This window comes from Candidatus Cryptobacteroides sp., from assembly GCF_056207615.1.
In genome coordinates this window covers 1-16059 of record NZ_JBAEER010000003.1, presented here as the reverse complement: position 1 = coordinate 16059, position 16059 = coordinate 1, and the positions used below count along the sequence as shown (strand labels likewise).

The window sequence follows — 16059 nt, the reverse complement described above, 5'->3', positions numbered from 1 at the left end:
ACTCCGGTCACCACGGTAAGCACGCCTAGAGGGAACTTCACGTCCACATCCTTGAGGTTGTGCTCCATCGCGCCCTCCACCGTGATCCAATAGTTCGGCTTGCGTTTCTCGCGCACATACCTCTGCCTCTCTCCGCTGAGGTACTTCAGGGTCAGGGACTTTGACGCAGCGTCCTTGAACTCCGGAGCTTCGAGGGACTGCGCATCCTTCGGGAGCTTACCCTGGAACACGATCTCACCGCCGTCGATTCCGGCGCGCGGGCCCATGTCGATGAGCACGTCCGCAGCGCGCATGATCTCTTCGTCATGCTCCACGACCACCACGGTGTTGCCTATGTCACGCAGACGCCTGAGCACACCGATCAGCTTCTCTGTATCGCGAGGATGGAGTCCGATCGACGGCTCGTCGAGGATATAGAGCGATCCCACGAGCGAGCTTCCGAGCGCCGTCACGAGGTTGATTCGCTGGCTCTCACCGCCGCTGAGGGTATTCGAAGTTCGGTTGAGAGTGAGGTACGAGAGTCCCACGTCCTGGATGTACTGCAGACGCGAGCATATCTCCTTTATGGCCTTGTCGGCGATGGTATGCTCATATCCGTTGAGCTCGAGCGTGCGGAAGAATTCCAGGAGCTGGTCCACGTTCATGCACAGAAGCTCATGGATGGTCTTTCCACCTACCTTCACGTAGAGAGCCTCCTTGCGGAGACGGCTGCCGCCGCACGAATGGCAGTTGGTCTTGCCAGAGTAGCGGCTGAGCATGTATTTGTACTGAATCTTATATCGGTTCTTCTCGACCCACTCGAAGAATTCGTTGAGTCCGATGATGCTGTCCTCCTCGGTCCTGCCGGCACGCCCCTCCCAGATGATGGACTTCTCCTTCTCGGTGAGGTTGCAGTACGGCTTGAACACAGGCAGTCCATAGCGCTCCGCGTTCATCACCGCAAGGTTCTTGAACCACCCCATCTTGTCTCCGCGCCAGCACGCGATCGCACCGTCGTAGATGGTCATGCTCTTGTCCGGAACGACGAGGTCCTCGCTGATTCCGACTATCTTTCCGAGGCCGCCGCAGACCGGGCATGCGCCCAGAGGGCTGTTGAAGCTGAAAAGATACTCATCCGGCTTGGCGAACACGATGCCGTCCGCCTCGAAGCGGTTGGTGAACTGGCGCAGCACGTCGGTGTAGACCAGAAGAGCGCCGCCACCCTTGGTGAAGGCAGATTCGATGGATCCGAGCACCCTCGTCGAAGTGTCCTCCCACTGCTGGCCCTCACGTACGATGTCCGTACGCACGCGGTCATGCAGAAGGTACACGTTCTCGGGATACTCCCCCGTCTGGGCATTCTTCATCACCTCCTCTATCCTGACCGGCTTTCCGTCCACGAGGAACCTTGTGTAGCCCTCCTCCTTGAGCGCGAGCATGAGCTCGACCTTGTCCTCACGGCTGTTCCATGCGATGTCTGTGATTATATAGGCCACCGGCGAGTCGGACGAGAAGATATGGTCCATCACGTCGTTCGCGCTGTGGCAACGGACTTCCTCGCCGCTGACCGGAGAATAGGTCCTTCCGATGCGGGCGAAGATCATCCTGAGATAGTCATAGATCTCGGTGGAGGTAGCTATGGTGGAGCGAGGATTGCGGATATTCACGCGCTGCTCGATCGCGATGGCGGGCGGAATGCCTTCGATCAGTTCGACGTCCGGCTTGGACATCCTCCCGAGGAACTGACGCGCATAGGAAGATAGGCTCTCCGCAAAGCGACGCTGGCCCTCCGCGAAAAGAGTATCGAAGGCAAGGGAGGACTTTCCCGAGCCCGAGATGCCGGTGATCACGACGAACTTCCCACGAGGGATCTCCACCGTGATGTCCTTGAGGTTATTTACCTTTGCGCGCTTTACTATGATGTTTCCTTCTTCCATTACAAATCCGTCCTTCGGCTCAATGCCGAGGGCCGTAAATTTACGCATTATTTTACAATCACGGAAGTAATGAGGAAAGTTATGAGGTCTATCCTAGAGGCTCGGAGTTCTGGAGTGCGGCGTCCAGCTCGGCAGGATCGACCAGGTAGACCTTCGGCGTGCGGCTGCGCGGGAAGCGGTTGAAATATGGGTCGCAGCTCTTGTACCAGGACATGGACACGATAGGATAGATGCGGCGCAGGGATCTGCGGATAGGAGCATAGCTTGCCTGCGAGACCACCGTCAGCCCTGTCCTTCCGTCCTTGAGCTGGGACACACAGAAGATGCTCTCCCTGACTTTCGGTGCAGCCTCGACCAAAGGGCCGTCCTTCCTTCTGTGGGACACGGTCACATGGCGTCCGAAGCGCGAGTTTATCTCCTCCATCATCTTGCGAAACACCCGTCCATGGGTGGACGTGTCCTTGATTCGGTGGGAGACTATGTACCAGTGGATCATCTCATGGATGAGGGTATCCTGAATCTCCTCCTCGGAGAGCTCGTAGCGGGTATTGATCCTGATGGCGACATCCTTAAGTCCGGTAAGCTTTCCGAAAAGGTTCCTGACATACCTGTACTGCAGTTTTCCCAGGAAAGACTTAGCGTTGCTCAGCCGAATTTCCACCGGTTCGAGGGCTCCCCCGAAGATACCGGCGAAGATCTCGGCGTTGTATTCGTCGAACTTCCCTTCAAGATATGCCTTGTCCACTTTCATGATTTCTTCCCAACCATACAGATGGTACAAATATACGATTTCAGCCCACCATTAGTAAAGAAAAGCCGACGAAGAGGCTTCCAAATTCAAAAAATCACCGAATTTTCAGAAAAAGTGAGGGCGAAGTTTGCAGATTCAATTTTTCTACCTATATTTGCATCCGCTTACAACAAGCAACCAGCCTGGTGCGGTAGTTCAGCTGGTTAGAATGCCGGCCTGTCACGCCGGAGGTCGAGGGTTCGAGTCCCTTCCGCACCGCAAAAGCCTCAGATTTCTCTGAGGCTTTTTTCGTATACCCACTTACCGGGTCATATTGAAGGGGCTCGAACCCAGCGCTCAACAGAGCGCCGGGCACTAATTACCCTTCACGAGAGCCTTGAAGGCTGAGCCGAAGATGATGTAGGCGGTGTTACCCACGATGGTACCCTCGTTCTCGGCCCAGAAGAATGGCCAGTCGTCGTAGTTCTCGAAGTGGTCAGGGCGATGGAGGAGCATTCCTGGAGCCACATTGCCCGGAATGGCAGCGAAGTCTGCCCTATTGTTGCCGTAGAAAACGTTCTTCGGTCTGTTCGCACCTACCGCCGCGACGAGCGAGTAGTTGTGGTAAGGATGGCAACCGAAGAGCCAGTTTGCTGCCTTGTACGCATTATCGAGCGGAATGATTCCCGGATAATACTTGTTCGCAAAGCAAACAGCCGTACCGAAATCGGCGATCGCGATGCTGCCAGCCCATGTACCGAGACCGATAGGCACGCCGTAAGGATTGTCCTTCTCGAGAGTCTCTATATACTCCTGATACTTCTCCACGTATGGGCGAAGCTTCTCCTTGTACGCCTCATCCATGTATGGGATTGCATCGAGTGCCGGCTGGAGGGCCATTGAGACGCTATTCTCGAGGGCATCCCATATCCTTGCCTCGAAAGCAGCCTTGTACTTTGTCTCACCGGTGGCGGCATAGAGCTGGATGTTCGCAGGAATGTCCGGATATCCATGGGTGGAGAGTTCGTCGTGCTGACCGGCGAATGGTCGGCCCATCTTGAACACAATCGCATTCGCTTCCGACTCTGCTACCAGCCTCTTCGCCTGAGCGAGCGCGCGGGAAGCAAGCTCGTCATTATAGCCCCTCAGTGCGCGGCTCGCGGCTGCCATGGTCGCGGCAGAACGAAGGTCAAGCACCGGGTGCCTTGTGGTGAAAGCCCACATGTCGTCCGGGGTACCGCTCCTCTTGCCGTCAGCAGAAATCTGATATGGTTTCAGAGACGGATCATATCGAAGCCCGTCGGTGATCGAAGCAGCGTCGCCGAGGTGGTGGGAGTTGTCGAGGACGGAGTTCGAGAGCGTGAGTGCCATGTACCCTATGTTCTCAGCCTGCGCGACAAGGTTGGACACACCGTGCTCGATGTACTGGAGGATATCAGGTGTCCCGTCCGGACGGTGGAGGTCCACATAGCGCTGCTCCTTCGAGACGAAGGTCTCGTCGCGCTCAGAGCGGAAGAGCTCCCACGCCCTCACGAGGTTGGTGACGACCGTCGATGTCGAGCCTGTCTCCATATCGAAGTCGCCGGCATCGAAGAAACCGCCGACATTCAGTCCCGGAATCAGCTGGTAAGGCTTGTACTTGGTGTCATTCAGATCATCCTGATAGTGGTTGTCGAAATGGTCGGTCACCGGCGCCTGCGAATAACCTTCCTTGAAAGGCTCTCCGTGCCACATTCGATAACCCTCGTTGACTGCCATGTGGTTCATGTGGATAGGCACCCACACATCCGTGGTCGCGTCGGTGATCTTGTCGAAGACGTCGTCACCGATGATGAAGTTCTCGGTCTTGGTGTCACCGTACTGGATATAGTAGAGACCCGGCTCGCTGAGCTTCGTGAAATCGAACTGGAGATATACATACTTGAAATAGTCGCCCCACTTGTCGACCTTTCCGCTATAGGCGAGCTTTTCGCTGCCATCTTCCATGATCCTCATCACCTTCGCTGACTTCAGAGGGCTGTCATTAGGATCAAGCTCGATGACTGCAATCTTCGGCTGAGCCGGCACATATCCGACCTGCGAGAAGCCGACGTTCGGTTCCCTCACCCAGCCAGGCACTGCGTTCGGCTCAAGTGTCCATGTGAGGACCTTGCCGGTCTTGTCCGCCGGAAGGAGGCTGCGGAAGGTGAACCATCCGTTCTGCGCAACCATACGACCGTCATAAAGGTCGATCACAGCATCGTCGCTGCTCACCCTGATCATCCTCTCCGGCGCCTCCGGTGCAATCAGGAAGTTGTGGCCGGACGCAAGCGGAAGCGGATCCACGAACATTCCCGTGCCCCTGTCGTCATAGGTCTTGAAGCCTTTGTACTGCTCTGCCTTCTGCTCGTTCGGGCGGACTTCGGTCTCACTGACCGCATATTTAGGGAATCGTTCCGTCTTGCCATCGACTATGTAAGACTTGCTCCAGAACTGCGACGGCACGAACTCGAGATTGAATCCAGCCTCGCCGACGAGCTTCTCTGGAACAGGTTTGTCGAGGAGTACGGAGATCTCCACCGCCTTGCCCTTGCCGGTCACCTGGAGCGTGAAGTCGAAGTCATATTCCTCATATCGCAGATCCGCGGTGATGGTATTGGATCCCTTGTCCACGTTGAAGTTCACCGGCGAAGGAAGAAGGTCCCACTGCTCCGGAGTCCTGTTGAGACGGACAGTACCGCCCTGGATCGTCCTGACGCCATGCTGGATCACCTCTATGGCAGTATTCTTCTCGTCGTTGAAGCCGCCCAGTGCATTGTTTCCATAAACGAGGACATTGACACCCTGCTCCTCGAAATAGTCCTTATCGTTGATCACCAAGGACTGATTGTTCTCTCTTCCACACGACAGAAGAGTAAGGAGCACCAGCGGGGAAATATAACGTAAAGCTCTCATATGTGTATTTGGTTTTTAGTTTCAAGTCTAGTCGGAAATCAAAGTTAGCATTTTCTTCGCATTTCGCCTACACAAAGACTATAACCAGGGTGGTCTCTGCCCAGTCGAATGGCGTATCTTTTCCCATCAGGCTCGGCACGAACGCCAAAAAGCAGTCAATTTTTGGCGTTCGCGGCAGCGAAATGATCAAAAATCGCTGTTTTGCTGGCACGACATCCAAGAACAGGTCGATTTTTGGCGTTCGTGCCACTCTGGCGGCGGGAAGCATGCAAGATGCATTTGCCCGGACTAGGGTCGGCGAAGCGGAGCGCAGCCGATCTGCATCTTGCTGCTTTCCGGCCGCCGGGCGAAACAGAGGCATTGCCGCCGGCCGAAGCAGAGGCACTGAAGCGGCAGCGGGAAGAGCCACCGCTACCACTCGAAGACGAACTCGGGGCGGTCGGGGTCGGAGATAGGGTTGTCGTCGAGATCGTAGATGCTCATCGCGAAATGTAGTCTTCCGTGCTCTGGCGCCACCTGAACCATCGAAGTAGCAGAACCGGAAGTTGAGTCCGTACCGGAACCAGAACCGGAAGCTGAACCGGAAGCTGAGTCCGAACCGGAACCAGCACCACCGCTGAACTCCAAGCCGCCGTTGGAGTAGCGCTGAGGGACGAGAGGATCGCCGAGGTCAGGGCGCCTTGCCTGTACCCATACGCTGCCGTCCTCTTCCTCTGCGTAGTAGTCGAGCATCCTGATGCCGCCGTCAGGAAGGACGGAGAAATCGAGATCATACTTCTCGACGCCGTACCAGTCAGGAATGCTGTAATGTCCGTCAGCATAGGCCTTCAGCACCCCTTCCCTGCCCTCCGGATCGCCAGGAAGGATACATCTTCCGCTGACGGTCCAGAGAGGGTCAGCCGGAGCCTCACCCCAATAGAGGTAATAGTAGTGACCGCCGACCCACTTCCTGTCGCTGTCGTAAAGGTATACATAGGACCAGAGCACACCCTTGTCCGAATCACCGTTAAATCCGGATAGTATGGTATGGTTAGGTTCGAAGAGACCCGGAGAGATTCCCGCGATCGGAGTGTCCTCGAGACCGGTCTCGACATAGTAGAAGCCATTGCTGTAGTCGTCGATGCCGATGATGTCGATGGTGGTGGAATCGTCGATGCTGTCAAGCACGAAGCGCACGTCGTAGCCCGGAACTCCGTACCAGTTGCTGATGGTGTAGACGGAATCGCCGTCGAAGCTCAGCACCGGCCTCGCCTCGCCAGAAAGTCGGAATGCGTCCGTGTAGGTATCCTCATGTCTCCATGAATCGGTGCCGCAGGCGGTCATGACCACCAATGCCAGCGCAAGAAGAAAATGTCTCATACGAAAAATCTATAGCGCGAATATAGGCATTTGACCGCGAATTTTCGTAACTTGCCATACCTATCTAAACACCCAGAACACGATGAAGATATTAGCGCTCATCCTTGCACTCTTCCCACAGATCATCAATGTCCAGGACCGCACCCAGACCTCGCTCGACGGTAGCTGGGACACCATGGTCGACCTCTATGAGACCGGATACTACGACTACCGTCGCAACCCGATGGACGAGAGAAGTTCCTACTTCGCGGACAGGCACTACTTCCAGGACAAGACCAGGCTCATCGAATACGACTTCGACCAGTCGGACAAGCTCCAGGTCCCTGGCGACTGGAACACCCAGAACCCGAAGTTCTACTACTATGAAGGCACTATATGGTACCGCCGCACCTTCGAGGCGACACCGCAGCCTGGCAAGCGCTACTTCGTGTATTTCGGTGCAGCAAACTACGAGAGCGTGGTCGGAATCAACGGCCATGTGCTCGGAACCCATATCGGCGGCTATACCCCATTCAACTTCGAAGTCACCGACAATCTCAAGGACGGAAAGAACTCCCTCATCGTAAAGGTGGACAACAAGCGCTATCTGGACGCAGTGCCGACCGTCAACTTCGACTGGTGGAACTATGGCGGAATCACCCGCAGCGTAAGGCTCATCGAAGTTCCCGAAACCTTCATCAGGGACTACTGCGTGCGCCTGAGCGATGACGGCAAAGGCATCGAGGGATGGATCAGGCTCGACGGCAGCAAGCCCGGACAGGACGTCAGCGTCAACATCGCCGAGCTGAAGATGAGCGTCAGGGTCCATGCGGACGAGAACGGATATGCCAAGTTCAGCGCAGCCTTCCCAAAGAAGGTGAAGCCGGTGCTCTGGTGCCCTGAGAACCCTAAGCTCTACGACGTCACCATCGCATCCGAGACCGACAGTACCAAGGACCGCATCGGACTGAGGACCATAAAGACCGAGGGCAGCAAGATACTCCTCAACGGAGAGCCTATCTTCCTCAAGGGCATCGCCATCCATGAAGAGATTCCGAATGCACCTTCGGGACGCGCATTCAGCGAGGAACATGCCCGTACGACCCTCGGATGGGCAAAGGAGATGGGCTGCAACTTCGTCAGGCTCGCCCACTATCCGCACAACGAGACCATGGTCAGGGTCGCCGAGGAGATGGGAATAATGGTTTGGGACGAGATCCCCGTGTACTGGACCATCGACTGGACCAGCGAGAGCACCTACCAGAATGCCGAGAACCAGCTCGAGGAGATGATCACCCGCGACATGAACCGCGCGAACGTCATAATATGGTCGGTATCCAATGAGACACCGCGCGGCGCACAGCGACTCGCCTTCCTCTCGAAGCTCATCGACAAGGCTCGTGAACTGGACCCGACGAGGCTCGTATCATCGGCGATAGAGACCAATGAGCAGGCGAATGCGAAGATCCATGTGGACGACGAGCTAATCGCGAAGACCGACCTCATCAGCTTCAACGAGTACGTGGGCTGGTACAACGGCGACACCGAGAAATGCGACCGCGTGGAGTGGATATTCCATGTGGACAAGCCTGTGGTGATCACCGAATTCGGCGGCGGAGCGAAGTACGGCAACCACGGCAAGGTCAACGAGCGCTTCACCGAGGAATATATGATCAATCTCTATGAGCACCAGATTGCGATGCTCGGCAAGATACCTCAGCTTGCGGGAACCTCACCATGGATCCTGAAGGACTTCCGCTCCCCTAAGCGCTTCCTCAAGGGCATACAGGACGACTTCAACCGCAAGGGACTCGTCTCCGAGAAGGGCGAGAAGAAGGGAGCCTTCTATGTGATGAAGAGTTGGTACGAGAGGATGGGACGAGACGGTTCCGGAAAGTAGTCCTTCCCCTTATAGACAGACATCCCCATGAATCTGATAAAGCTATTCCGCAACATCGCGCCGTTCGTGAAGCCATACAGGTGGCTCGTATTGGCGACGCTCATACTTACGCTGCTGGGCTCATTGATGGCCCAGGTAAACGCTGTCGTGCTCGACAGGACGGTGGACGCAGTCAACGAACTGGTCAGCAAGCCGGGATTCGAGTGGTCCAAGGCCGCCGCCATCCTTACCATCATCAGCATCGTGCTGCTCGGAAAGGAGCTGCTCTCAGCGCTGATCACCTTCGCTCAGAACTACTACGGCGAGAGGATGAGGATATTCGTGTCCAAGGACATGTCCCAAAGGATGATAGACAAGGTGCTGACCCTGCGCATGGCGTTCTTCTCCAGGAGCGAGAACGACACAGGAAAGCTCACAACGAGGATAGACCAGGGCGTGGGAAGCCTCTCCAGGACGGTGCAGAACTTCTTCATCGACCTCCTGCCCCTTTTCACCAGCGCCGTGCTCGCACTCGTGCTGATGTTCGCAGCGAACGTGTACGTGGGCCTCACCGCCCTGTTCATCGTCCCTGTCTACTTCTGGATCACCTACCGTCAGGCGGTGAAGCTCAAGGGGTGGCGCAGGAACATGCGTGACACGCGCGAGATGAAGAGCCATGGAATCATGAGCATCATCGAGTCCATGAACGTCATCAAGTCCTTCAACAGGGAGGGAATCGAGAGCGAGAAGCAGTGGGACATGCAGACGGTCTACAGCGAAAACCAGATGAGCGTGCGCAAGACCAGCTTCTACTACAACGGACTGAAGAACTTCGTTAGGCAGATAGGAACGGTGCTGATCATCATCCTCACCGCCTACCTCGTGCTGATCGACTACCCGGGCATGACCATAGGTAAGATCATGTACCACGTGATGCTCTTCTCGAACGTCACCGCACCTATCACCCAGCTCCAGCGTATCTTCGACGACATGAACGACGCCCTGATCTACGCGGAGAGCTTCTTCGACATCCTCAATTCCGAGAGCGACGAGGAGCCAAGCGGGAAATACCGTCCGGACGCGGTCCATGGCCATTTCGAGATACGTCACGTGGACTTCACCTACCCTAACGGCACGAAGGCTCTGCACGATATCAACATGGACATAGAGAGCGGAAAGATCACCGCGTTCGTGGGACTTTCCGGAGCAGGAAAGAGCACTATCATCAACCTGTTGGACAAGTTCTATGAGCCTGATTGCGGAAGCATACTGCTCGACGACGTGGACCTCAAGGAGTACGACACCCATTTCCTGCGCGACAATATCGGACTCGTACTCCAGAAGAACCATATCTTCGACGGAAGCATAGAAGAGAACATACGATACGGCAAGCCTGATGCAAGCTTCGAGGAGGTCGTGGAGGCCGCGAAGAAGGCTTATCTCTACGATCAGGTGATGAAGCTTCCGCAGCAGTTCGCATCGAAGGCACAGCAGCTTTCCGGCGGTCAGCAGCAGAGAGTCGCCATCGCGAGGATGTTCCTGAAGAACCCTCCTGTGATCTTCCTCGACGAGCCTACCGCCAGTCTCGACGCCGTGGCTACAGAGCAGATCAAGGCCAGCATTGACGCGATCAAGAAGGACCGCACCGTGATCATCATCTCCCACAGCATCTCGCAGATCATCGACAGCGACACCATCTATGCCCTCAAGGACGGAAGGGTCGAGCAGGGCGGCGATCCTGACGAGGTCTACAGACAGGGAGGAATATACAAGGAGATAGTCGACGCTTCAGCAAGAAGCCTCAACATAGAGAAGCTGGCCCACACTCTGGACCAGGACGGAGACGGAGTCCTCTTTAACGGAGAAGGGTCTCGACCACAGGCTTAGCCGTGAAGTCGCGGTTGAAAAGGAGAGGATAGTTGGTCCTGTGCGGCACAGGATAGCCATTCTTCCATGAGCTGTCGTCGGTGATGCCCCAGAGGGTCACGCGGTCGATCTGCGCACTATGCTTGCGGAAGATGCCGAAGAGTTCCTCGTAGCGTGCATCAAGCTGCCCTGCAACTTCCACCGGCATGCCATCCTGGTATGGATCCAGATATTCCTTGAACTCCTCGTGCTGATAGAGAGGGTCGGTGAGCGACTGGCCGATGACCTGGCCTTCCCTGGTGATAGGGAGCACGTCGACGTCGAGCTCGGTGATCATAACCTTCACGCCCAGCGATGCGAGGGTGTCGATTGCATGCTCGATGTACTCGGTCTTCGGATAGTTGAGTCCCCAATGCGCCTGGATGCCGACGCCGTCGATCCTGATGTTCTCGGCCTGTAGCTTCTTCACCATGGTGACGATTCCGTCAACATGAGCCGGTCTCCACACGTTGAAGTCATTATAGTAGAGCTCTGCGTCCGGAGCATACTTGTCAGCGAAGATGAATGCATTCCTCACGACCTCATAGCCGTCACCTTCGAAGGCATGCACCCAGCCCTTGTCCCTGTATTCGCCGAACTCGCCAATTATCTCATTGACCACGTCCCATGCGTCTATCCTGCCGGCATAGCGCCCGGCTACGGTCTCTATATGCTCGCGCATGGTCTCGATCAGCTCTGCCCTGCTCTTAGGCTGTCCGTTATCCTTGAACCAATAGAAGGACGGAGTCTGGTTGTGCCAGACGAGGGTGTGGCCGAGCTTCCAGAGCCCATGTTCCTCCGCGTAATCGACGTACTGATCAGCAGCACGGAAGTTCCACACATCCGGTCTGGGATGCACGCTCTCGGGCTTGAGACAGTTGTCCGGAGATACGGCGTTGAAGTGCTTTAGGAGAAGTTCCTCGGCCTGAGGATTGCGTCCGCTGATGGTGAACGGACTGATCGCTGCGCCGATCATGAAATCGTCTGCGAAAGCGTCCTTGAGGCTTGTGTAACGGGCAGGTGTCTCGCTCTGGGCACATGATACCAGCACAGCAGCGGCTGCGAGAACAAAGGGAATAGTCTTGATCTTCATGGTATATATTGAAAAAGAGGCTGACCTTCTGGTCAGCCCCATATGATTCTTAGAATGCGTATCTGAGTCCGATGCCAGGAGCGATTCCGAGGAGACCGTCCGAGTAGAAGCCGACCTTCTTGAAACCGAGATCACCACCCTTGATCGGGTAGAGATGGTCGTTGAAGTGCGCTCCGAGGACAGGTTTGAGGTCGATGGAGAGCTGGAGGCCGAACTTGAACTTAAGCTCGAGACCGAGGTTGAGGACGGCACCTACCATGGCTCCGCCGCAGTCAATCTTGAGATGCTCATACTTTTCCTCCGGTGTCCTCTCGGTCGAGGTGAAATAACCGTCACCGACATAACCTCCGGTGAGACCTGCACCCACATAGAAGGCTGCCTTGACCTTGGCCCAGGTAGGGCGGCTGACGATGAAGTCGAAGATGACATCTCCCCTGCCACCCATCTGGTAGCCCATATCGTAAGAGAAGAGACCGACTGCATCCACAAATGCGTCACTTCCCAGATAATGCTGGTATGACACTCCGACACCTTCCATTCCGAGACCGTTTACAACGACTCCCACGGCCTTTGGCTGTGCGCTTGCCGCGAGAGAAAGCGCAAGTGAGACAAGTATGATTGCTATTCTTTTCATATCCGTTTATTGTATTGCGAACGCCTAGAAGCTATATCCGAGCGATACTGCAAGTGTGTTTCCGAGAGCCTTGCTGGCAGTGAGGTAGCTCAGGTCGAGTCTCACGCCATAGAACTTCGCGCCGAGTCCGACTGCCGCGTAAGATGGGAGCGGAGCCTTCGCTGTGGCGTAGTTGTAACCGCCGCGTACGAACACCATGTCGTTCCATGCATACTGGAGTCCGAGAGCTGCTGTCACGCCGCCGTTGAAGAATACATCCGAGCTGAGAGCGAATCCGAGATCGTGCTTCTCGGCCATCACGAGGTCATAATACGCAGCCACGTTCGCAGACGAAGGAAGCTTGAATGCATTGCCGTCGCTGTCCTTGACCTTCGGACCGAAGTTCTTACCGGCCACGACCACGTTGAGTCCCTTTGCGTGGAAGGCGAAAGATGCATCGATAAGCACTCCGTTAGCTGCGAAGTCCTCATAGATAGTCTCACGAATGTACTTCGCATTGACACCAAAACCTACATGCTCGCCGAGTCCGGCTGCGAGTCCTACACCGAACATCATGTCCGAGGTCTTGAAGGTTCCTGCAGGTACGCCGTTATCGTCGATAACGTCATATTCCTGGCCCGTACCATAGACTCCGGCAACGGAGAATGCGAAATGCTTTCCGAAATTGAATCCGGTGCCGGCTGAGATGCGATTCGAGAGCTGTCCGGCAGGGGCCCATCTGTTATAAGAGACGGCCACGTCACCGAGACCTTCGCTGAAAGGCATTACGGCCGCAGTGCTGAAAGCCGAGAGAGCGATGTTCTGAGAAGATGCGCTAGCCGCACCAGCGGTTGCCATCAGAACGGGATCCTTTGCAATCTGTGAGGTTCCCAATGCCAGTTCCTGCGCCATCGCTGAGCCGCAGAACAGGATTCCTATGGTAAGTATGGTAATTCTTCTCATCGCTTCGCTACATTATTCACGTAAGACTGGCCACCGAACTCGACACGGATAGTGTAGACTCCTGGGGCAAAATTCTTCATGTTCACCTCTGCAGGGTGGAATGCGCTGCAGGAAACGGTCTCGTCATAGACGATGCTGCCTGCTGGATTCTCGAGCACGATGCGGGTTTCTTCCTCAACGAGACCTGTACGCACGTGGAGGATGTCCACTACAGGGTTAGGATAGAAGTCCATCTGCACGTCCCTCGCACGAACGAGATAGTTGAACTTGATGGTCGCCTTCTCCTTCATTCCGTCGACTGCTGACACGGATACGGTTGAAGATCCGTATGAATTTGCGTCGATGGTAAGCTTTTCTCCATTGAGCCTGAGTACGGCAGGAGCACCTGCCTGATCCTTCACGTTGATTTCGAGCTGCTCTCCGTCATCATCCTTGAAGAGTCCGCCGAGATTGATGTCATAGTCCTTGTCGGTGCCGATGATGATGACATCGTCGATCTTACCGATCGCTACAGGAGCGTTGTTCTTGAGCACCTGGTAGCTGAATTCATACTCCGCGACGCCGCCATAGAGATCCTTCGCAGTGATCTTGGCTTTCTTAGGAGTGAAGTCGCTCACGAGCTCGCAGAGGATGGTGAAGTTCCAGATCTCAGGATCATTCGGATCCTGCTCGAAAGTTCCTCTACCCTCGAGTTCCGCGGTTACAGAAACCTTGTCATCGTCTGGATCGCTTATATGGAACGGTATGGTGATTGTCCTCTGATACTGGCGGAACACGAAGTCGCCCTCATAGTCAGTGGTGATCACCGGATCGTTGTTGTTTTCTCTCTTAAGCTTGTCGATGCCGTACTGGAGAGAGGCATAGACATTGAGGTATGGTCCTACCGGATGTGCGTTGTACTTGATGTAATTCTCGGTAGCGCCGTTGATGAGTATCTCCCTGAGGAGTTCGTTGGTGAAGCCCTCACCTCCGAAGAAAGAGACGAGGAGAGCACATGCTCCCGAAACATGAGGGCAGGCCATTGACGTACCGGACATCTGTCCTACGGTATTTCCGCTGATGGTACTGTATATGCTCTGACCAGGTGCGCAGATGTCGACCCAGTCGCCATAATTTGAGAAGCTGGTCACAGAACCGGTGGAAGCGACCGCACCTACGGCTACGCATCCCTCATAGTGGGCAGGGACGCCGTTCGAGATTCCGTCATTTCCTGCTGCGAACACAACGATTCCACCCTTCATCGGAGAACCCGGGAGCTGGTTTCCGTCATTGTCGCAACCTGCATACTTGTTGAAATAGTCGATCGCGGCTGCCGTGGTCGCATCGATCCTGTCGCTGAGTGCATATTCAAGCTCGCTGCCGGTAAGCTTGCCGTCACCGTTCCAGTCATAGTTGTTGCCCCAACTGTTCTGGCTGATCACTGCACCATGGTCAGCACCCCACTTGATGGCAGACGCAAAGCTGCTTGCAGATCGATTGCCATCGAAAACCTGAGCGCTCTGGATTGAGACGCCCCTCTTGCCGGCCTTGTAGTCACCACCGGCGATACCGGCTACGCCGATACCATTGTTTGAAACACCGGCAATGGTACCTGACACATGGGTTCCATGGTCTCCGGCATTGATGGTGGTATTCTTCTTGACGAAGTTGTAATTGTCTCCGTAGAGGTTCCACTTCAGGTCATCATGATCCTGCTGGACACCCTGGTCTACGACACAGACGACTACGTTCGGGTCACCGACGCAATAATCCCATGCTTCCTGCACATGGATGTTGTAGGTACCGACGAATCCCCAGAGCCTGCTGAGATATGGATCATCGAAATCCATGGACTTCTCACGACGGCATGGGTCGACATTCTCGACGCCTTCCGCGCTCTCGAGAAGCTTCTTGGCCTCAGAATACGAAATGGTCTCGTCGAACTCGACGAGGTAGAAACGATGGAGTCCTTCGCGACGTGTCCTGATTTCGAATTCACCTGCGTCCGGGAACACGCGCTCCATGCCGGATACTCCGAGAAGTTCGGCAGTACCTGCAAGGGCCTTCGTCTGAACGCCTTTCTCTATGGCAAGGGCCATCTCCTCCGAGAGCTTGACGATAGCTTTTCCTGGAAGGAACATCACCTGTTCCATCTGTTCCGGGCTTATCTCCTGCTCCACGGCCGGTCCCTTATAACCATTATCTTCCGCGGCTGTACCTGAAAACTCCGGTTTGGCGCACGCTCCGAGGAGAAACATGGCCATGGCTGTCAGGCATAAACTAGTCTTTTTCATCTGTGTCTGGGTTTTCCGCAAATTTACGGAATAATTGGTAGATATAAAAAGGCGGACCGGACTAATCCGGCCCGCCTCGTATGAAATCCTAAAGGATATTACTTGGAAAGAGTCCTCTTTGCAAGCTTAGCGCTAGACTTAACCTGTGCAGAAGCCTTCTCGACCTTGTTGGTCTTCTTAGCAACCTTCACATTCTCGAAGCTTACGAGCTTGTTGTCAAGCTTGAGAGCCTCAACTGAGCTGTGTGATGTAGCCTTGGTGCTAGCCTTGACGAGGGTTGCAGGGTTAACGAAGTCAGCAACATCGCTGAAGTGTACCCAACCGCCGTCAGCGATCTTCTTACCGCGAACACCGAATGCTGCAGCAAATACCTCAGGACGCTCGTCGCTGATGTACCAAGGAGTAGATACTGCAG

11 protein-coding genes and 1 tRNA gene are annotated in these 16059 nt (G+C 55.2%); 3 read left to right on the top strand and 9 right to left on the bottom strand.

What is annotated here, in order from left to right:
- Window positions 1-1916: excinuclease ABC subunit UvrA (locus AC06ND_RS00105; protein WP_475676959.1), on the bottom strand; the 1916-nt coding region annotated here is incomplete at its 3' end.
- Window positions 1917-2004: 88 nt separating this feature from the next.
- A complete protein-coding gene (locus AC06ND_RS00100) occupies window positions 2005-2667 on the bottom strand; it encodes a SprT-like domain-containing protein (RefSeq protein ID WP_475676958.1) in 663 nt (220 codons plus the stop codon).
- Window positions 2668-2851: 184 nt separating this feature from the next.
- Between AC06ND_RS00100 and AC06ND_RS00095 the strand changes: the two genes are divergently transcribed.
- A tRNA-Asp gene (locus AC06ND_RS00095) sits at window positions 2852-2925 on the top strand.
- 96 nt (window positions 2926-3021) lie between these two features.
- Here the strand turns inward: AC06ND_RS00095 and AC06ND_RS00090 are convergent.
- Window positions 3022-5580, bottom strand: coding sequence for a glycoside hydrolase family 9 protein (locus tag AC06ND_RS00090; RefSeq protein ID WP_475676957.1), 2559 nt, complete (start codon window positions 5578-5580; stop codon window positions 3022-3024).
- 411 nt (window positions 5581-5991) lie between these two features.
- Complete coding sequence (locus AC06ND_RS00085) at window positions 5992-6939, bottom strand: hypothetical protein (protein WP_475676956.1); 948 nt, start codon at window positions 6937-6939, stop codon at window positions 5992-5994.
- 82 nt (window positions 6940-7021) lie between these two features.
- Between AC06ND_RS00085 and AC06ND_RS00080 the strand changes: the two genes are divergently transcribed.
- Together AC06ND_RS00080 and AC06ND_RS00075 are read left to right on the top strand one after the other, a co-directional pair.
- The gene (locus tag AC06ND_RS00080; protein ID WP_475676955.1) at window positions 7022-8818 is read left to right on the top strand and encodes a glycoside hydrolase family 2 protein; all 1797 of its coding nucleotides are present in this window, start codon (window positions 7022-7024) and stop codon (window positions 8816-8818) included.
- Between the two features lie 27 nt (window positions 8819-8845).
- Entirely contained in the window at window positions 8846-10684 is a 1839-nt protein-coding gene (locus AC06ND_RS00075) for an ABC transporter ATP-binding protein (RefSeq protein ID WP_475676954.1), read from the top strand.
- Here AC06ND_RS00075 and AC06ND_RS00070 read toward each other — a convergent pair.
- The 5 genes from AC06ND_RS00070 to AC06ND_RS00050 form a co-directional block, all read right to left on the bottom strand.
- Window positions 10653-11795 (bottom strand): endo-1,4-beta-xylanase, encoded by a 1143-nt coding sequence (locus AC06ND_RS00070; RefSeq protein WP_475676953.1) that lies wholly within the window; start codon window positions 11793-11795, stop codon window positions 10653-10655. The two genes, AC06ND_RS00075 and AC06ND_RS00070, sit on opposite strands and share 32 nt — an antisense overlap.
- A gap of 49 nt (window positions 11796-11844) precedes the next feature.
- Entirely contained in the window at window positions 11845-12429 is a 585-nt protein-coding gene (locus tag AC06ND_RS00065; RefSeq protein WP_475676952.1) for a hypothetical protein, read from the bottom strand.
- Between the two features lie 24 nt (window positions 12430-12453).
- Window positions 12454-13371: a PorV/PorQ family protein gene (locus AC06ND_RS00060; RefSeq protein ID WP_475676951.1), complete on the bottom strand. Its 918-nt coding sequence runs from the start codon at window positions 13369-13371 to the stop codon at window positions 12454-12456.
- Complete coding sequence (locus AC06ND_RS00055) at window positions 13368-15614, bottom strand: S8 family serine peptidase (protein ID WP_475676950.1); 2247 nt, start codon at window positions 15612-15614, stop codon at window positions 13368-13370. Before AC06ND_RS00055 ends, AC06ND_RS00060 begins: the two co-directional genes overlap by 4 nt.
- Window positions 15615-15742: 128 nt before the next feature.
- Window positions 15743-16059: hypothetical protein (locus tag AC06ND_RS00050; protein WP_475676949.1), on the bottom strand; the 317-nt coding region annotated here is incomplete at its 5' end.

Excerpts from the sequence above, each read along its gene's own strand:
- AC06ND_RS00060 (WP_475676951.1), bottom strand. The coding sequence starts at position 13,371 with ATGAGAAGAATTACCATACTTACCATAGGAATCCTGTTCTGCGGCTCA.
- AC06ND_RS00100 (WP_475676958.1), bottom strand. The coding sequence starts at position 2,667 with ATGAAAGTGGACAAGGCATATCTTGAAGGGAAGTTCGACGAATACAAC.
- AC06ND_RS00075 (WP_475676954.1), top strand. The coding sequence starts at position 8,846 with ATGAATCTGATAAAGCTATTCCGCAACATCGCGCCGTTCGTGAAGCCA.
- AC06ND_RS00070 (WP_475676953.1), bottom strand. The coding sequence starts at position 11,795 with ATGAAGATCAAGACTATTCCCTTTGTTCTCGCAGCCGCTGCTGTGCTG.
- AC06ND_RS00055 (WP_475676950.1), bottom strand. The coding sequence starts at position 15,614 with ATGGCCATGTTTCTCCTCGGAGCGTGCGCCAAACCGGAGTTTTCAGGT.
- AC06ND_RS00090 (WP_475676957.1), bottom strand. The coding sequence starts at position 5,580 with ATGAGAGCTTTACGTTATATTTCCCCGCTGGTGCTCCTTACTCTTCTG.
- AC06ND_RS00080 (WP_475676955.1), top strand. The coding sequence starts at position 7,022 with ATGAAGATATTAGCGCTCATCCTTGCACTCTTCCCACAGATCATCAAT.
- AC06ND_RS00085 (WP_475676956.1), bottom strand. The coding sequence starts at position 6,939 with ATGAGACATTTTCTTCTTGCGCTGGCATTGGTGGTCATGACCGCCTGC.
- AC06ND_RS00065 (WP_475676952.1), bottom strand. The coding sequence starts at position 12,429 with ATGAAAAGAATAGCAATCATACTTGTCTCACTTGCGCTTTCTCTCGCG.